Here is a 15,827-nt window from a genome sequence, read left to right on the forward strand (position 1 = left end):
GCAAAGGACGGATACGTGAGCGAAACAGCCTTGCCTAAAGATGAAGCTCAGCCCGCGCTCGATGCGCAGGTTGCACCGGTCACCGCGCCGCGCCGTGGCAATGGCCTGGCAATCGTCGCCTTGCTGCTTGGCGCCGCGGGTGTTGCCGCCGGCGGCTGGGGGATCTGGCAGGTCCGTAGCCTGCAGGCCAGCAACCAGCAGCAGTTGAGCCAGGTGCAGACCCTCGACGACCAGTCCCAATCCTTCAAGCAGAGCCAGCAACAGCTGGCGGCGCGTCTGGCACAATTGCCCAGTGCTGACGAGCTGGAGGAACGTCGCCGCCTGGTGGCTCAGTTACAAGGTGATCAGCAGCGTTTGAGCCAGCGTCTGGAGACGGTGCTGGGCGCCAGTCGCAAGGATTGGCGCCTGGCCGAAGCCGAGCACCTGATCCGTCTGGCCAGTTTGCGTTTGTCCGCCCTGCAGGACATCAACAGTGCTCAGTCACTGGTCCAGGGTGCCGACGAAATTCTTCGCGAACAGAGCGATCCCGGTTCCTTCGCCGCCCGCGAGCAACTGGCCAAGAGCCTTGCCGCACTGCGTAGTACCGAGCAGCCAGACCGCACCGGGCTCTATCTGCAATTGGCAGCGCTGCGTGACCAGATCGTACAGCTGGCGGCTGTCGCACCGGAGTACCAGCTCACCGAGCCGGCCTCCCAGGGGCGTCCGACCACCGATACGGAAAACCGCTTGAGTCAGTGGTGGGAGCAGATTTCCCGCTACTTCCGCATCGACTTCAACCCTGACGACAACATTCGCCCGCTGCTGGCCGGCCAAGGCTTGAACCAGGTGCGTCTGGCCCTGAGTCTGGCTCTTGAGCAAGCCCAATGGGCGGCGCTCAACGGTGAGGCTGCGGTGTACAGCCGCTCCCTGGGCGAAGCGCGCAGCGTGCTGCAGGACAATTTCAACCAGGACAACCCGCAGAGCAAAGCGATGCTGGCGCGTATTGCCGAACTGGAGCCCAAGGCTGTGTCGGTGGTGACGCCGGACCTGGCCGCAAGCCTCGCGGCGGTGCAGGCGTATCTTGAGCGCCGTCATCTGTCTGCCGATGAAGCCAAGGCGTCGGCGGGCACGCCGACGACCCAGGAGTAGAGTCGATGAAGCGTTTCTATGTGATCCTGGTGCTGGCGATTGCAATCGCTCTGGCATTGGCCGTGGGCATTTCGAAACACACCGGCTACGTGCTGATTACCTATCCCCATGTGCTGCATTACGAATCGAGCTTGTGGGCCACGCTGGTGGCGGTGTTTGCCATCGGCCTGGCGATCTACCTGGTCCGTGTTTTATGGAGCCTGGTCACCACCTCCGGGGGCGTGGTCAACCCATGGTCGCGGCGCAATCGCAGTCGCCGTGTACAGATTGCGATCGAACAGGGCCAGATGGACCTTGCCGAGGGCCGTTGGGCCAGCGCCGAGCGCCATCTGTATCGCGCCGCCGAGGCGGAGCGCCAACCATTGCTGTATTACCTTGGCGCAGCACGTGCGGCCAATGAGCAGGGGCGTTACGAAGAGGCCGACGGTTTGCTGGAACGTGCCTTGGAACGCCAGCCTCAGGCGGAACTTGCCATTGCCTTGAGCCATGCGCAATTGCAGATGGACCGTGGCGATACTGACGGCGCCCTGGTCACGTTGCAGGCAATGCATGAGCGTCACCCCCATAACGCGCAGGTATTGCGCCAGTTGCAGCGCCTGCATCAGCAGCGAGGCGATTGGTCGTCGGTAATTCGCTTGTTACCGGAGCTGCGTAAGGACAAGGTGCTTCCCGCCAGCGAACTGGCTGAATTGGAGCGTCGCGCCTGGGGTGAAAACCTGGGTGTGGCGGCCCAGCGTGAAGAGCGGGGCGAAGCCGGCTTGCAGTCGCTTGAGCGGGCCTGGGAGCAGCTGACTTCCGCCCAGCGTCAGGAACCGCAACTGGTGTTGGCTTACGCCGACCAACTGCGTCGACTGGGCGCTGACGCCAAAGCCGAAGAGGTGCTGCGCGGTGCGATCAAGCGTGGATACGACAGTCACCTTATTCGGCTTTATGGGTTATTGCGCGGCAGTGACCCGGCCCGTCAGCTGAAGTTTGCCGAAAGCTGGCTTAAGGATCATACGGATGATGCCAGCCTGTTGCTGACGCTGGGACGCCTATGCCTGCAAAACAGTTTGTGGGGCAAGGCGCGTGACTATCTGGAAAGCAGCCTGCAGGTGCAGCGTAACCCTGAGGCATGTGCCGAGCTGGCCCGTCTGCTGGCCCAATTGGGCGATACCGAGCGCAGTAACCAACTGTTTCAGGAAGGCCTGGGGTTGCTCGACAACCGCCTCCTGGCCTCTCCATTGCCCGTACCTGCGCGGGTTTGACGTTAGAAAAAGGTGAAGGGTTGGCGTGGAGCTATCTGACAGCCAGCCCTGAACGCTCAACCCTGAACTCTGCGCAAACCCCCGCTGCAAATGTCTTGCTGTTCAATTCCTACGTGTAATTGTGGGGTTTCCTCCAGGTTCTTACGGGATATCCCTACGGTTTCGCGGAATTGTCTGCTCTGGGACGTATTGAAAGGGGTCGGGCCTTTCCTCTACCGTAGCGTCCTATCTCTCGCGGTACGGATAAACAATGTCTTTGGCCCCTTTACGCTCTATGTTTTTCCTGGCGTTCATGGTTGGTGCGCTGACGTTGGGCGCGTCTTTCTACCTGGAATACGGCGCGCTGTTACAGCCTTGCTTCCTGTGCCAGGTACAACGGTTGTTTCTCGCCATCTATGCACTGATCAGCTTGATCGCGGCCCTTCATAACCCGGGACGCTCCGGCCTTTACCTGTACGGACTGGCGAGCATGGGGTGTGCGTGTTTCGGCGCCATCACCGCCGTGCGCCAGGTATTGCTGCAGAACGCGCCATCGGACCAGATTCAGAATTGCTGGCCGAGCCTTCAGTACATGATTGAAAACCTTTCCTTTTGGCAGGCGGTACGGTCGGTCTTCAACGGCACCGTCGATTGCGTTGAGATCAACTGGACGCTGTTCGACCTGAGCCTTCCCGAATGGAGCTTATTGTTCTTTTCAGCGATGCTTGTTTTGGGATTCATGCAGTTTTCACGGTTGTTGTTCAGCCAACGTTTGCGCATTGCGCTGTCATGAATATGGGGTTCGGGTTGTAGGACGGGATTAAACACTTGTATGAACTTTCTCTCCTGCGTACCTTGAAGCCATAGTCATGCGGGCATAATCTGGCCCGCACGCGTTATCAAATCTGTTTATCGGACGCGGCCTTGTCCGGCTGCTGCTTTATCCTTGAATGTTGCATGGGCACAAGGCAGCAGCGCCCCTATAGGGAAGAGAGATCATCATGCTGGAAAGTTGTCAGAATGCTCAGGAACGCTGGGGTGGGGTGCACAAGCTGATCGACAGCTGGCTGAAGGCACGTCACGAACTGGTTCGGGCCTTTGATGCTCTCGGTGCCAAGCCCGAAGCACTGGCTGAGAACCGCGAACCGTTGCAAGACTTCTGCGGTGTATTGGTGGACTACGTGTCTGCCGGCCATTTTGGCGTCTACGAGCAACTGACCAAGGAGGCGCAAGCCTTTGATGATCAGCGTGGTCTGGAGCTGGCGGAGACGATCTACCCGCGTATTGATGCCATTACCGAGAGCCTGCTGGCGTTCACCGATCTGTGTGATGCCGGTAAATGTGTTGCGGCAAAATTCAAAGAGTTGGGCGCGCTGTTGCATGAGCGTTTTGAGTTGGAAGACTGCCTGATCGAAGTGCTGCACAACGCTCACATGCAAGAACCTGCTACCCAGGCCTGACCCTCGATAGCAGTACAGAAAACGGTGCGCATGGCGCACCGTTTTTTATTGGGTCAGCGGCGAGTACCGAGCAATTCGATCTCGAACACCAACGGTGTATATGGTGGAATCAACTCACCGGCGCCGTCTGCGCCATAAGCCTGTGCAGATGGAATTACCAAGCGCCATTTCGCGCCTACCGGCATCTGTTGCAATGCAGAACTCCAGCCACTGATCACACTGTCCAGACGGAACCACTGCGGCTGTGTGCTCTGATCGAACACCGTTCCATCGGGCAGCCGCCCTACATATTTCACCTGCACCTCATCAGTGGCTGACGGTTTGTTACCCGTGCCCGGCACCAACTCGGTGAGGAGGATGCCATCCGCCAACTCGCGTACGCCCTTGGCTGCTTTTTCCCGAGTCAGAAATTGCTGTTCGGTGGCGAGTGCTTTTTCGCTTTGCGGAGCTTGGGCGTCGGCTGCGATCTGCGCTTCATGCTGGGCGAGGATCTGTTCGATGCGCGTGTTATCCAGCGCCAGCGGTTTGCCTTGATAGGCTTGCTTGAGGCCGTCGACGAGCGCCTGGATCTGCAGGTCGGGGACTTCCTGGCGCAGACGTTCGCCGAGGCTTGCACCCAGGCTGTACGCGAGATCGTGCGGGTCGGGCGCGATGGTTTTGGAGGAGGGCTGCTCGCTCGCATTGGCCATGCAAATCCCCAAGCCAAGCACTAGAAAAAGGTAACGCGACATGGGCATTCTCCCGGCGAAAGTGCGACGGATTATGCCAGTGTGAGTGGGTAAAAAGTGCCGTGGTTTTTCGTTATATCGATAAGAATTTTCTCACGTTGCAACGCAAGGCAAATGATACTGTCAACATGCCCTAGCGGCGGTAAGAGCAGAGGGCTAGTATGAGCCGCACCCACGTCAGCCAGGAGGTAAACCATGTCGGCCAAACAGAAGCCTGTAAATACCCCGTTGCACTTACTCCAACAACTTTCGGGCAGCCTGCTCGAACATCTGGAAAGCGCGTGTTCCCAAGCCTTGGCCGATGCAGAAAAACTGCTCGCCAAGCTGGAAAAACAACGCGGTAAAGCGCAAGAAAAACTGCACAAATCCCGCACCAAACTGCAAGACGCCGCGACTGCCGGCAAGGCCAAGGCTCAAGCCAAAGCCAAAGACGCTGTCAAAGAACTCGAGGACTTGCTCGACGCCCTCAAGGATCGCCAGGCTGAAACCCGCACCTATATTTCCCAACTCAAAAAAGATGCTCAGGAAAGCCTGAAATTGGCTCAGGGCGTTGGTCGTGTGAAGGAAGCCGTCGCTAAAGCACTGGGCGCTCGTACCCCTGCAAAAGCGGTTGCAGCGAGCACGGCGAAAAAGCCGGCGAGCAAAGCGGTTGCCACTAAAGCACCTGCTAAAGCGGTAGCCAAGCCAGTGGCCAAAACTGCTGCTGCAAAACCAGCGGCCAAGCCAGCTGCCAAAACTGCTGCTGCAAAACCAGCGGTCAAGCCAGCTGCCAAAACTGCTGCTGCAAAACCAGCGGTCAAGCCAGCTGCCAAAACTGCTGCTGCAAAACCAGCCGCTAAGCCAGTTGCCAAAACTGCTGCTGCGAAACCAGCGGCCAAGCCAGCTGCCAAAACTGCTGCTGCAAAACCAGCGGCCAAGCCAGTTGCTAAAACTGCTGCTGCAAAACCAGCCGCTAAGCCAGCTGCCAAACCTGCTGCTGCAAAACCAGCGGCCAAGCCAGTTGCCAAAACTGCTGCTGCAAAACCAGCGGCCAAGCCAGTTGCCAAAACTGCTGCTGCAAAACCAGCGGCCAAGCCAGCTGCCAAAACTGCTGCTGCAAAACCAGCCGCTAAGCCAGCCGCCAAACCTGCTGCTGCAAAACCAGCGGCCAAGCCAGCTGCCAAACCTGCTGCTGCGAAACCAGCCGCTAAGCCAGCCGCCAAACCTGCTGCTGCAAAACCAGCCGCTAAGCCAGCTGCCAAACCTGCTGCTGCAAAACCAGCCGCTAAGCCAGTTGCCAAACCTGCCGCCGCAACACCCGCACCGGTCAAGCCAGCAACACCTGCTGCTGCCCCGGCAACGTCTGCCTCACCCTCCGCGTCGGCCAGCAGCACCCCTGCACCGGCAGCGCCAAGCACCACTCCAACCAGCGCTTCCTAAGTGCTGGTGACCACGGCGCGCAGTTGCAGCGCGTCGTGGTCAAGATTGGCGGTATCCTCAGCCGCCAGTCTTTCCAGCCATGGCTGGTGACCTGCTCCCACCTCCGTCGGCCACTCCTGTGACAACGCTTCCAGGCGTGCCAGCAACTCGCGTTCCGCCTCCAGTTCCAGGGCTTTGACCCGCTCGCGTAACGACGCCAACGGCTCATCCTGTTGCGACAACGCTCGCCATTGCACGCGCATCTGCCGCAACGGTTTAACCACTTGTGTCTGCCAAGGTCCGGCGATTTGTTTCAGTGCCTCAATTCGCTCGGTGCGCACGGCCACCCCCCGTTGTTCCAGCCATGCCCCACAGAGCAACAGGCACACATCCGCTCCCTGCTCCTGCAAGCGCAGGCAAGCGGCTTCGACGCCCGGGCGGGCGTAAGTCGAAAGGGCAAAGCTCCACAGGTCAGCGCACATATTCACACCCAAGCCAGCGGTCAACGAAGCTGGTAGACTCCGCCGCCATTATGATCCGACTTCAAAGCCTAACATTACAGCGTGGCCCGCAACGTCTTCTCGAAGACGCCGAGCTGACCCTGCACGCCGGTCACAAAGCCGGCCTGATCGGTGCCAACGGCGCCGGAAAATCCACGTTGTTCGCCCTGTTGCTGGGTGAGCTGACCCCTGATTCCGGGGACTGTCTGCTGCCGGCCGACTGGCGCATCGCCCATATGCGCCAGGAGGTCGACACCCTGGACCGCATTGCGATCGACTACGTGCTCGATGGCGACCTGCGTCTGCGCCAGGTGCAACACGACCTGGCCGAGGCCGAGAAAGCCCAGGACGGCGCCGCCCAGGCCCGCCTCCACGCGGAACTCGACAGTGCCGACGGTTATACCGCCGACGCTCGCGCTCGCAAGATGCTCGCCGGCCTCGGCTTTACCAACGAACAGATGGACCGCCCGGTTGCCGACTTCTCCGGTGGCTGGCGCATGCGCCTGAACCTGGCCCAGGCGCTGATGTGCCCTTCGGATCTGTTGCTGCTCGACGAACCGACCAACCACTTGGACCTCGATGCGATCCTGTGGCTGGAAGACTTCCTCAAGAGTTATCAGGGCACCTTGTTGCTGATTTCCCACGACCGGGACTTCCTCGACTCCGTGGTCGATAACATCGCCCACGTCGAACAGAAGAAAATCACCCTCTACCGTGGCGGCTACACCGCGTTCGAACGTGCGCGTGCTGAACGTCTGGCCCAGCAGCAGCAGGCCTACGAGAAGCAGCAGGCGCAGCGTGCGCACATGGAAAGCTATATCGCCCGGTTCAAGGCCCAGGCCACCAAGGCCCGCCAGGCCCAGAGCCGGATCAAAGCCCTGGAGCGCATGGAAGAGCTGTCGGCGGCCCACGTCGATTCGCCGTTCGATTTCGTGTTCCGCGAGTCGGTGAAGATTTCGAGCCCGCTGCTGGACCTCTCGGATGCCCGCCTGGGTTATGGCGACAAAACCATCCTGGAGAAGGTCAAGCTGCAGCTCACGCCGGGTGCCCGCATCGGTTTGCTCGGCCCCAACGGCGCGGGCAAGTCGACGCTGATCAAGAACCTGTCCGGGGAGCTGTCGCCTTTGTCGGGTCGCCTGACCCGCGGCGAAAACACCGTGGTGGGCTACTTCGCCCAGCATCAACTGGACTCCCTGGACGCCAAGGCCAGCCCTTTGCTGCACCTGCAACGCCTGGCGCCAACCGAGCGCGAGCAGACCTTGCGCGATTTCCTTGGGGGATTCGACTTCCGCGGTGCGCGCATCGACGAGCCGGTGCTGAACTTCTCCGGCGGCGAAAAAGCCCGCCTGGCCCTGGCGTTGATCGCCTGGGACCGGCCCAACCTGTTGCTGCTCGACGAACCTACCAACCACCTGGACCTTGAAATGCGCCTGGCGTTGACCATGGCCTTGCAGGAGTTCAGCGGTGCGGTACTGGTGGTGTCTCACGATCGTCATTTGCTCAAGAGCACTACCGACAACTTCCTGCTGGTAGCTGACGGCAAGGTTGAAGAGTTCGATGGCGACCTGGACGACTACGCCCGCTGGCTGACGGACTACCGTCTGCGTAACGCCCCGGCCAGCAACACGCCCGTCAACCCGGACAAGACCGACAAGAAGGCCCAGCGCCAGGCTGCCGCCGCACTGCGCCAACAGTTGGCGCCGCATAAGCGTGAAGCCGACAAGCTGGAAGCTGAACTGGGCAAGGTGCACGAGCGCCTGGCCAGTATTGAGGCCAGCCTGGGCGACAGCGCCGTGTATGAAGCCGCACGCAAGGACGAGCTGCGTGACCTGCTGGCCGAACAGGCCAAGCTCAAGGTGCGTGAAGGGCAGTTGGAAGAAGCCTGGATGGAAGCCCTCGAACTGCTGGAAACCTTGCAAGCGGAGCTGGAGGCACTGTCCTGATGGAAGCGCTGCAATTGCCGTTACCGGCGCAGTGGGTCGAGCCGGTGTGGATTGGCGTGCAGATTCTGCTGATCCTGTTGGCCGGCTACCTCGCTCAACGCTTTGTGGCCAAAGGGCTCACCCGCCTGGGTGAGCGCTACCCATTCCCGCCGCAACTGCTGATGCCCCTGCGCGGTGGTCTGCGTTGGCTGATCATGGGCAGTGCGCTGATCTTCGTGTTGGGCCGCCTGGGTGTCTCCGCCACGGTGTTGTGGACGGCGCTGTCGGGGTTTGTCGCGGTCGCCGCCGTGGCGTTTTTTGCCATGTGGTCGGTACTGTCCAACCTGCTGTGCGCGATCTTGATTTTCACCGTCGGGCCCTTCCGCCTGGGTGACATCGTCGAGCTGGTGGACACCCTCGACAAGCCGGGCGTGAAGGGACGTGTGGTGGCGATCAACCTGCTCTACACCACGCTGATCGAGTTGGAAGAAGCAGGAACTCACGGCGCGATAGTGCAGGTGCCCAACAGTTTGTTCTTCCAGCGCTCGGTGCGACGCTGGAACACGCCTGCATAGAAATTTATAGCCAGCCTTCGGTGGTCGGAGTTAGCTTAGCGCTTACGACGAATTTGCAACGAGGTGTGTAATGGCATTCGATACATGGCTGGCCTTTTTCCTGGCCAGTTGGATCATTTCCCTTTCCCCTGGCGCAGGTGCCATTGCCTCGATGTCCAGCGGCCTGCGATACGGCTTTTTACGTGGCTACTGGAATGCCCTGGGCCTGCAAATTGGCCTGGCGATGCAGATCGCCGTGGTCGCGGGGGGCCTGGGTGCCATTCTGGCGACGTCTTCCACAGCGTTTTACGCCATCAAATGGTTTGGCGTGGCGTACCTGGTGTACCTGGCGATCAAGCAATGGCGCGCCTTGCCCATGGACATGACCGATGACGCGGCAGTGCGCCCGATCGGCAAGCCGTTGGCGATGATGTTCCGGGGGTTCCTGGTCAACGCCAGCAACCCCAAGGCGCTGGTGTTCATGCTGGCGGTACTGCCACAGTTCGTGAACCCGCAAGCACCGTTGCTGGTCCAGTACCTGATCCTGGGCGCGACGATGATCAGCGTCGATATGATCGTGATGGCCGGTTACACGGGGCTGGCGTCGAAAGTCCTGCGCCTGTTGCGTATGCCGAAACAGCAAAAACGCATGAACCGGACGTTTGCCGGGTTGTTCGTGGGCGCGGCGGGTTTCCTGGCCAGCCTGCACCGCGCAACGGCGTAATCGACGAAGCCAATTAAAAATGTGGGAGGGAGCAAACCCTCCCACATGCGGTTGCTATTGCCTGTAGCGTTGAAACTCGGCGCAATACCTTCGGGGCTTTATCCCAGCACGATTATTTCACCTGCGCTTCTTGATCCTGTGCAGTATTCCAGAAAACAACCACCTCGCTTTAAACCCCCGCCCTCAACACATCAAGTCACTTACGCCTTGAGTCAAACCCTCTAAAGCACAACAATGTGTTACTTCGTATTTACCTTTGAGATTCATTCATGATTGCCCCCTTCCGTTTTCTCGCCTGGTTGATGTTGCCGGCGCTGATGTCGTGCAGTTTCAATCTGCTGGCCGCGACTGCCGAGGGCGCCCCCCAAGCCCTGCATCTGCTGGACTATATTGGTGCCGACTACCCTCCGACGGTGGAGGCCGGCAAGGTGGTTGATGACTCGGAATTCCGCGAACAGGTTGAGTTTCTGGGGGTACTGCAAGGCTTGGTAGCGCAGTTGCCGGAACGGCCTGAACGCGCGGAGTTGATCAAAGGCGTCGATGAATTGCTGGCGGCGGTTACCGCCCATGAAGACGGTGTGGCGGTCGCCCATCAGGCTCGTCAACTGGGCGCCAAACTGGCGGTGGCTTATGAAGTCAGCCAGGCACCGGCCATTACACCCGACCCGACCCGCGGCGCACCGCTATATGCCCAGCATTGTTCGGTGTGCCACGGCACTGCCGGTGCCGGTGATGGGCCTGCCAGCACGGGCATGACCCCGCCACCCGCCAACCTGCGCGATGCCGCGCGTCTGGACCGCCTGAGCCTCTACGCGATCTACAACACCCTCGGCCTGGGCGTTGAAGGCACTGACATGCCGTCCTTTGCCGATCAATTGGACGACCGTCAGCGCTGGGACCTGGCCACCTACATCGCAGGTTTCACCGCCGACCCGGCCGCCGCCAAAAGCGAGCAAGTGTTCAACCTTGCCGACCTGGCTCGCCAGACCCCCAATGAAGTGCTGGCTGCAGACGGCCCGACTGTCGCCGCAACCTTCCGCGCCCAGCGCGCGCAACCGCCGCAGGTCAAGCGTGGCCCGGCGCAGTTGCTCGACTACACCGCCGCCACCCTGGACAAGAGTCTCGTCGCGTTCCGCAACGGTGAGCACGAGCAGGCCTACGACCTTTCGGTAGCGGCTTACCTGGAGGGTTTCGAGCTGGTGGAAAGCTCCCTGGATAACGTCGACGCCAACGTGCGCAAGGACACCGAAAAGGCGTTGATGGCCTATCGACAGTCGCTGCAGGATGGTTTGCCGATCGAGCAGGTGCAGCAACGCCTGGATGTGGCCAAGGGCAAACTCAGCGAATCTGCCGGCCTGTTGGGCGGTGACGGCCTGAGCTGGTCACTGAGTTACATCTCGGGCTTGCTGATCCTGTTGCGCGAAGGCCTGGAGGCGATCCTGGTACTGGCGGCGATCCTTGCATTCCTGCGCAACACCGGTCAGCAATCGGCCGTGCGCAGCGTCAACGTCGGTTGGGGCTTGGCGTTATTGGCCGGCCTGGGCACCTGGGCCTTGGCGGCGTATGTGATTGACGTGAGCGGCGCCCAGCGCGAATTGCTTGAAGGCTGCACGGCATTGTTCGCCAGTGTGATGGTGTTGTGGCTGGGCGTGTGGATGCATGACCGCCGCCACGCGGCCGCCTGGCAGGATTACATCAAGAGCAGCCTGGTGGGCGGCGGTGGGCGTTTTGGTTTTGCCGTGCTGGCTTTCTTCTCGGTCTATCGCGAGCTGTTCGAAGTGATCCTGTTCTACGAAACCTTGTGGTTGCAAGCAGGCCCGGCCGGGCACAACGCCGTGTTGGCCGGCGGTGCCACGGCGCTGGTGCTGCTGGTGGGCTTGGCCTGGGTGATCTTGCGCGGCTCGGCGAAGCTGCCATTGGCGCTGTTTTTTGGCATCAATGCGGCACTATTGTGCGCGCTGTCGGTGGTATTCGCCGGGCATGGTGTGAAGGCTTTGCAGGAAGCGGGCATCTTCGGCACCCGGCCGGTGGCGTTTTTTGACTTCGACTGGTTGGGCATTCATGCCGATGCGTACTCGCTGAGTGCGCAGGCCGTGGCGATTCTGGCGATTATGGTGCTGTATGGCCGTAGTCGCCTGGCGGAAAAGCGTCGAGTGGTTGCCTGACGCTGCAATGAGCGGGCTTGCCCCGCGCCGGGGTAGCGAAGCCGCCCTGATCCAGCCAGCGCGGTGATTCAGCTAAAACGCGATTGCTGGGTTGGGGGCGGCTTGCTAGCCGGCGTGGAATAAGCCCGCGCGCCCCAACGTAGGTGCCCGACGGCCCGATCAATCGTTCTCGTGGGTAAGCTCCAACACCCGGTCCACCAGCTTGTTGATGCCGCAAGCGACTTCACTGATGCGTTTGCCAAGCATATAGGCCGGCGTGCTCACCAACTTGCGTGCCTTGTCCTCAACAATATCTTCCACCGAGCATTCCTGGTGGGTGGCGCCCATCTTGTCCAGGGCCGCTGCCGTGTCAGGGCAGTTGCCGATGGTGCAGGTCACACCGGGGCCGTAGATCTTGGCGGCCAGGGCAGGGGAGATGCAGATCAGGCCTACGGGTTTTCCGGCCTCTGCAAAGGCTTCCGCCAGTTCCAGCAGCTGCGGGTTGACGGTGCAAGCGGCGCCTTCTACGGCAAAGTCCGACAGGTTCTTGGCTGCGCCAAATCCGCCCGGCACAATCAGCGCGTCAAAGTCGTCGACGCTCGCCTCGCGTATGTCCTTTACCTCGCCACGGGCGATGCGCGCCGACTCCACCAGCACATTGCGTGACTCGGGCATCTCTTCGCCGGTGAGGTGGTTGATCACATGCCGTTGCGCGATATCCGGGGCAAAACATTGAACCTGAGCGCCACGCTGGTCGAGACGCAGCAGGGTGATCACGCTTTCGTGGATTTCTGCGCCGTCGTATACGCCACAGCCGGAAAGGATCACTGCGATCTTTTTGCTCATGAGTATTTCTCCCTATTTCGTGGCGTTAAATGTCTACTAATTTGTCACCTGTTGCCAATGGGATCTCCTGCCGCTACACCTAATCTTGATGTAACAAAAAACATCGGACTAGCCCATGGACTTCGTGCCTTACGCGGTACCGTTTTTCATCGCCTTGATCGTGATCGAGCTGCTCGCCGACCGCTGGCGTGGCGCGCGCAACTATCGCGTGGCGGACGCCATCAACAGCCTCAGCACGGGTGTGTTGTCTACCACCACGGGGCTTCTGACCAAGGGCGTAGGGTTGCTGACGTACGCCTTCGCCCTTGAGCACCTGGCGTTGATCGAACTCTCGGCCCACAGCGTGTGGACCTGGGTGTTCGCCTTCGTGTTCTACGACTTCTGTTACTACTGGCTCCATCGCATGGGGCATGAGCGCAATATCCTGTGGGCCGCGCACTCGGTGCACCATCAGAGCGAGGACTACAACCTCACCACCGCACTGCGTCAGACCAGTACCGGCTTTCTGTTGAGCTGGATCTTCTATCTGCCCCTGGCTGTACTCGGTGTGCCGCTGGTGGTGTTTATCAGCGTGGCGTCGCTCAACCTGCTGTACCAATTCTGGGTGCACACCCGTCATGTGCCCAAGCTCGGCTGGTTCGAGTGGTTCTTCGTTACGCCATCCAATCATCGCGCCCACCATGCACAGAACGCGCTCTACATGGATCGCAATTACGGCGGCGTGTTCATTATTTGGGACCGGCTGTTCGGCTCTTTCCAAGAGGAGGACGATAACGAGCCGGTGATCTTTGGCGTCACCACGCCCCTGGCCAGTTGGAACCCGCTCTGGGCCAATCTGCAGTTTTATGCACAGCTGTGGAACGATGCGCGGCGTACCGAGCGCTGGTGGGACAAGCTGCGGATCTGGTTCATGCGCACCGGCTGGCGTCCTGCGGATGTGAAAGCCAGGTATCCGATGGCCAAACATGACCTGAGCCAGTTCCGCAAATTCGAAGTATCGTTGGACGCGCGGCAGCAGATCTATATCGCCCTGCAATTTGCCGCGTATGTAGGGTTTGGCAGTTATTTGATGAATTTCGGCGAGGGGTTGCCCACGGCGGCGTTGATTCTGGGGTGGGGGGCCATGGCACTGGGGCTGTTCACCTTGGGCGTGGCCCTGGAGAATCGCCCATGGGCGCTGAAGGCAGAGCTCTCGCGCTTGGTGCTGAATGTACCGCTGGTATGGCTGGCGCCGGCTGTCGGGTTATGGCCGGCCAGCAACCTGGGCTGGCTGGGCCTGCTGAGCTACAGCCTGCTCAGCGTGATTGGCCTCTACTGCTGCAGAGGCCCGGTTACTCGACTGGTGTCTTAGGCGTCTCGACAGGGGCCTGCTCGGCCGCGAGCCGCGCCTTGGCCTCGGCGCAGGCCTCGCGGGCGATGCGCGCGTTTTTGATCCGACGACGCAGCCACAGGCCGAAGCCCAGTACCAACAACGCGCCCAATACCCACAGCTCGTATTTCTTGATGCTGCCCAGCATGCCCTCCAGCACCGCGCCGAAGTGATACGCCGCAGCGCCCAGGGCCACCGCCCAGATAGCGGCCCCAATACCGTTGAGGAGCAGGTAGCGCAACGGCGGGTAACCGGAAAGGCCGATCGCCACGGGCATTACCGTGCGCAACCCGTAGACGAAGCGGAAGCTCAGCACCCAGATATCCGGATGTTTGCGGATATGCTCCAGGGCCTTGTCGCCCATCAATTGCCAGCGCGGCTTGCGCGCCAACAGCTTGCGACCGTGCTTGCGGCCCATGTAATACCAAAGCTGGTCGCCGGCGTAGCTGCCGAAAAAGGCAACGACCATCACCAGGTTGATATCCATGTATCCACGAAAAGCCAGGAAGCCTGCGAGAACCAGAATGGTCTCGCCTTCGAAGAAGGTGCCCAGGAAGAGCGCAAAGTAGCCGAAGTCATGCAGAAATTGTTGAAGCATGGTCTGGGGGTGCTGGCGAAATGAACGCGCAGCCTACGCCTTCGTGAACATTCATGAAAGTATCGAGATGTGTCACGAAGTGAACAAATCCTACATAAACGACGAATGCGACTACAGGTCGCATCGATAAGCACAACTGTCATTCCTTCGTCATAATGGCCGCTTATAACTGCAACGCTCGCCCGTAAACGCGGGCTCAGGAGTCTGTCGTGAGCTTTACCCCTGCCCATCGCCTGTTTCCCGCCACCCGTCTGCGTCGCAATCGTCGTGATGATTTTTCCCGCCGCCTGGTGCGTGAAAATGTACTGACGACGAATGATCTGATCCTGCCGGTCTTTGTGCTGGACGGGGAAAATCGTCGGGAGGCGGTGGCGTCGATGCCGGGTGTGGAGCGCTTGACCATTGATTTGCTGCTTGAAGAAGCAGCCCATTGGGTTGAATTGGGGATTCCGGCGTTGGCGCTGTTCCCCGTGACCCCGTCTGAACTCAAGTCCCTGGATGCTGCCGAAGCCTGGAACCCGGACGGAATCGCCCAGCGCGCCACCCGTGCCCTGCGCGAACGTTTCCCGGAGCTGGGTGTGATCACCGACGTGGCCCTGGACCCGTTCACCACCCACGGGCAGGATGGCATTCTTGACGAAGATGGCTATGTTCAGAACGACATTACTGTCGATGCGTTGGTCAAGCAGGCGTTGTCCCATGCAGCGGCAGGCGCCCAGGTTGTCGCGCCGTCGGACATGATGGATGGCCGCATCCAGGCGATTCGTGAAGCTCTGGAACTGGCCGGCCATGTCAATGTGCGGATCATGGCCTATTCGGCCAAATACGCCAGCGCCTACTACGGCCCGTTCCGCGATGCGGTGGGCTCTGCCCTTAACCTGGGCAAGGCCAACAAGGCTTCGTACCAGATGGACCCGGCCAATAGCCATGAAGCCCTGCACGAAGTGGCGGCCGACCTGGCTGAAGGTGCCGACATGGTGATGGTCAAGCCAGGGATGCCTTACCTGGACATCCTTTACCGGGTCAAAGAGGAATTCAAAGTGCCGACCTTTGTGTACCAGGTCAGCGGTGAATACGCCATGCACATGGCCGCGATCCAGAACGGTTGGTTGAGTGAAGGGGTGATCCTCGAATCCCTGACAGCCTTTAAACGTGCCGGCGCCGATGGCATTCTGACCTACTTCGCCGCCCGCGCTGCCCAATTGCTTAGAGAGCAACAATAGCCCTCAC

At 60.3% G+C, this 15,827-nt stretch carries 15 protein-coding genes; 11 read left to right on the forward strand and 4 right to left on the reverse strand.

What is annotated here, in order from left to right; translation table 11 throughout:
• Nucleotides 1-15: 15 nt before the first annotated feature.
• From EXW71_RS14155 to rsd, 4 genes are all read left to right on the forward strand, one after another.
• Entirely contained in the window at nt 16-1,128 is a 1,113-nt protein-coding gene (locus EXW71_RS14155) for a uroporphyrinogen-III C-methyltransferase (protein ID WP_134695653.1), read from the forward strand.
• A gap of 5 nt (nt 1,129-1,133) precedes the next feature.
• Nucleotides 1,134-2,375, forward strand: a complete 1,242-nt coding sequence (locus tag EXW71_RS14160; RefSeq protein WP_123716501.1) for a heme biosynthesis protein HemY — start codon at nt 1,134-1,136, stop codon at nt 2,373-2,375.
• Between the two features lie 250 nt (nt 2,376-2,625).
• A complete protein-coding gene (locus EXW71_RS14165; RefSeq protein ID WP_134659384.1) occupies nt 2,626-3,147 on the forward strand; it encodes a disulfide bond formation protein B in 522 nt (173 codons plus the stop codon).
• 208 nt (nt 3,148-3,355) lie between these two features.
• Complete coding sequence (gene rsd, locus EXW71_RS14170; protein ID WP_123716499.1) at nt 3,356-3,814, forward strand: sigma D regulator; 459 nt, start codon at nt 3,356-3,358, stop codon at nt 3,812-3,814.
• Between the two features lie 53 nt (nt 3,815-3,867).
• Here rsd and EXW71_RS14175 read toward each other — a convergent pair whose 3' ends face one another.
• Entirely contained in the window at nt 3,868-4,545 is a 678-nt protein-coding gene (locus EXW71_RS14175) for an FKBP-type peptidyl-prolyl cis-trans isomerase (RefSeq protein ID WP_134659382.1), read from the reverse strand.
• Between the two features lie 192 nt (nt 4,546-4,737).
• On the opposite strand from EXW71_RS14175, the gene EXW71_RS14180 reads away from it, so the two are divergent.
• On the forward strand, nt 4,738-5,961 hold the full coding sequence (locus EXW71_RS14180) for an AlgP family protein (RefSeq protein WP_134659380.1): 1,224 nt from the start codon (nt 4,738-4,740) through the stop codon (nt 5,959-5,961).
• Here the strand turns inward: EXW71_RS14180 and EXW71_RS14185 are convergent.
• On the reverse strand, nt 5,958-6,422 hold the full coding sequence (locus tag EXW71_RS14185) for a TIGR02444 family protein (protein ID WP_134659378.1): 465 nt from the start codon (nt 6,420-6,422) through the stop codon (nt 5,958-5,960). The genes EXW71_RS14180 and EXW71_RS14185 overlap by 4 nt on opposite strands.
• A 50-nt stretch (nt 6,423-6,472) precedes the next feature.
• On the opposite strand from EXW71_RS14185, the gene EXW71_RS14190 reads away from it, so the two are divergent.
• The 4 genes from EXW71_RS14190 (at nt 6,473) to EXW71_RS14205 (ending at nt 11,805) form a co-directional block, all read left to right on the forward strand.
• On the forward strand, nt 6,473-8,383 hold the full coding sequence (locus tag EXW71_RS14190) for an ATP-binding cassette domain-containing protein (RefSeq protein ID WP_134659376.1): 1,911 nt from the start codon (nt 6,473-6,475) through the stop codon (nt 8,381-8,383).
• Nucleotides 8,383-8,937 (forward strand): mechanosensitive ion channel family protein, encoded by a 555-nt coding sequence (locus tag EXW71_RS14195; RefSeq protein WP_123716494.1) that lies wholly within the window; start codon nt 8,383-8,385, stop codon nt 8,935-8,937. Before EXW71_RS14190 ends, EXW71_RS14195 begins: the two co-directional genes overlap by 1 nt.
• 70 nt (nt 8,938-9,007) lie before the next feature.
• On the forward strand, nt 9,008-9,640 hold the full coding sequence (locus tag EXW71_RS14200) for a LysE family transporter (RefSeq protein ID WP_134659374.1): 633 nt from the start codon (nt 9,008-9,010) through the stop codon (nt 9,638-9,640).
• Between the two features lie 269 nt (nt 9,641-9,909).
• Nucleotides 9,910-11,805 carry an FTR1 family protein gene (locus EXW71_RS14205; RefSeq protein ID WP_134659372.1) on the forward strand — a complete coding sequence of 632 codons (1,896 nt, stop codon included), beginning with the start codon at nt 9,910-9,912 and terminating at the stop codon, nt 11,803-11,805.
• A 159-nt stretch (nt 11,806-11,964) separates the two neighbouring features.
• Here the strand turns inward: EXW71_RS14205 and elbB are convergent, their stop codons facing one another.
• A complete protein-coding gene (gene elbB, locus EXW71_RS14210; RefSeq protein ID WP_134659370.1) occupies nt 11,965-12,630 on the reverse strand; it encodes an isoprenoid biosynthesis glyoxalase ElbB in 666 nt (221 codons plus the stop codon).
• Nucleotides 12,631-12,745: 115 nt separating this feature from the next.
• Here elbB and EXW71_RS14215 point away from each other — a divergent pair, with 115 nt between their 5' ends.
• Nucleotides 12,746-13,981 carry a sterol desaturase family protein gene (locus EXW71_RS14215; protein WP_134659368.1) on the forward strand — a complete coding sequence of 412 codons (1,236 nt, stop codon included), beginning with the start codon at nt 12,746-12,748 and terminating at the stop codon, nt 13,979-13,981.
• Here the strand turns inward: EXW71_RS14215 and EXW71_RS14220 are convergent.
• Nucleotides 13,962-14,597 (reverse strand): DedA family protein, encoded by a 636-nt coding sequence (locus EXW71_RS14220; RefSeq protein WP_123716489.1) that lies wholly within the window; start codon nt 14,595-14,597, stop codon nt 13,962-13,964. The genes EXW71_RS14215 and EXW71_RS14220 overlap by 20 nt on opposite strands.
• 209 nt (nt 14,598-14,806) lie before the next feature.
• Between EXW71_RS14220 and hemB the strand changes: the two genes are divergently transcribed.
• Nucleotides 14,807-15,820, forward strand: a complete 1,014-nt coding sequence (hemB, locus tag EXW71_RS14225; RefSeq protein WP_134659366.1) for a porphobilinogen synthase — start codon at nt 14,807-14,809, stop codon at nt 15,818-15,820.
• The last annotated feature ends 7 nt before the right edge of the window (nt 15,821-15,827 follow it).

The sequence above is a fragment of the Pseudomonas sp. BCA17 genome, from assembly GCF_004519405.1.
Classification (GTDB): domain Bacteria; phylum Pseudomonadota; class Gammaproteobacteria; order Pseudomonadales; family Pseudomonadaceae; genus Aquipseudomonas.

Excerpts from the sequence above, each read along its gene's own strand:
- EXW71_RS14160 (WP_123716501.1), top strand. The coding sequence starts at position 1,134 with ATGAAGCGTTTCTATGTGATCCTGGTGCTGGCGATTGCAATCGCTCTG.
- EXW71_RS14165 (WP_134659384.1), top strand. The coding sequence starts at position 2,626 with ATGTCTTTGGCCCCTTTACGCTCTATGTTTTTCCTGGCGTTCATGGTT.
- EXW71_RS14200 (WP_134659374.1), top strand. The coding sequence starts at position 9,008 with ATGGCATTCGATACATGGCTGGCCTTTTTCCTGGCCAGTTGGATCATT.
- EXW71_RS14190 (WP_134659376.1), top strand. The coding sequence starts at position 6,473 with ATGATCCGACTTCAAAGCCTAACATTACAGCGTGGCCCGCAACGTCTT.
- elbB (WP_134659370.1), bottom strand. The coding sequence starts at position 12,630 with ATGAGCAAAAAGATCGCAGTGATCCTTTCCGGCTGTGGCGTATACGAC.
- EXW71_RS14180 (WP_134659380.1), top strand. The coding sequence starts at position 4,738 with ATGTCGGCCAAACAGAAGCCTGTAAATACCCCGTTGCACTTACTCCAA.
- EXW71_RS14220 (WP_123716489.1), bottom strand. The coding sequence starts at position 14,597 with ATGCTTCAACAATTTCTGCATGACTTCGGCTACTTTGCGCTCTTCCTG.
- EXW71_RS14185 (WP_134659378.1), bottom strand. The coding sequence starts at position 6,422 with ATGTGCGCTGACCTGTGGAGCTTTGCCCTTTCGACTTACGCCCGCCCG.
- EXW71_RS14195 (WP_123716494.1), top strand. The coding sequence starts at position 8,383 with ATGGAAGCGCTGCAATTGCCGTTACCGGCGCAGTGGGTCGAGCCGGTG.
- rsd (WP_123716499.1), top strand. The coding sequence starts at position 3,356 with ATGCTGGAAAGTTGTCAGAATGCTCAGGAACGCTGGGGTGGGGTGCAC.
- EXW71_RS14215 (WP_134659368.1), top strand. The coding sequence starts at position 12,746 with ATGGACTTCGTGCCTTACGCGGTACCGTTTTTCATCGCCTTGATCGTG.
- EXW71_RS14175 (WP_134659382.1), bottom strand. The coding sequence starts at position 4,545 with ATGTCGCGTTACCTTTTTCTAGTGCTTGGCTTGGGGATTTGCATGGCC.
- EXW71_RS14205 (WP_134659372.1), top strand. The coding sequence starts at position 9,910 with ATGATTGCCCCCTTCCGTTTTCTCGCCTGGTTGATGTTGCCGGCGCTG.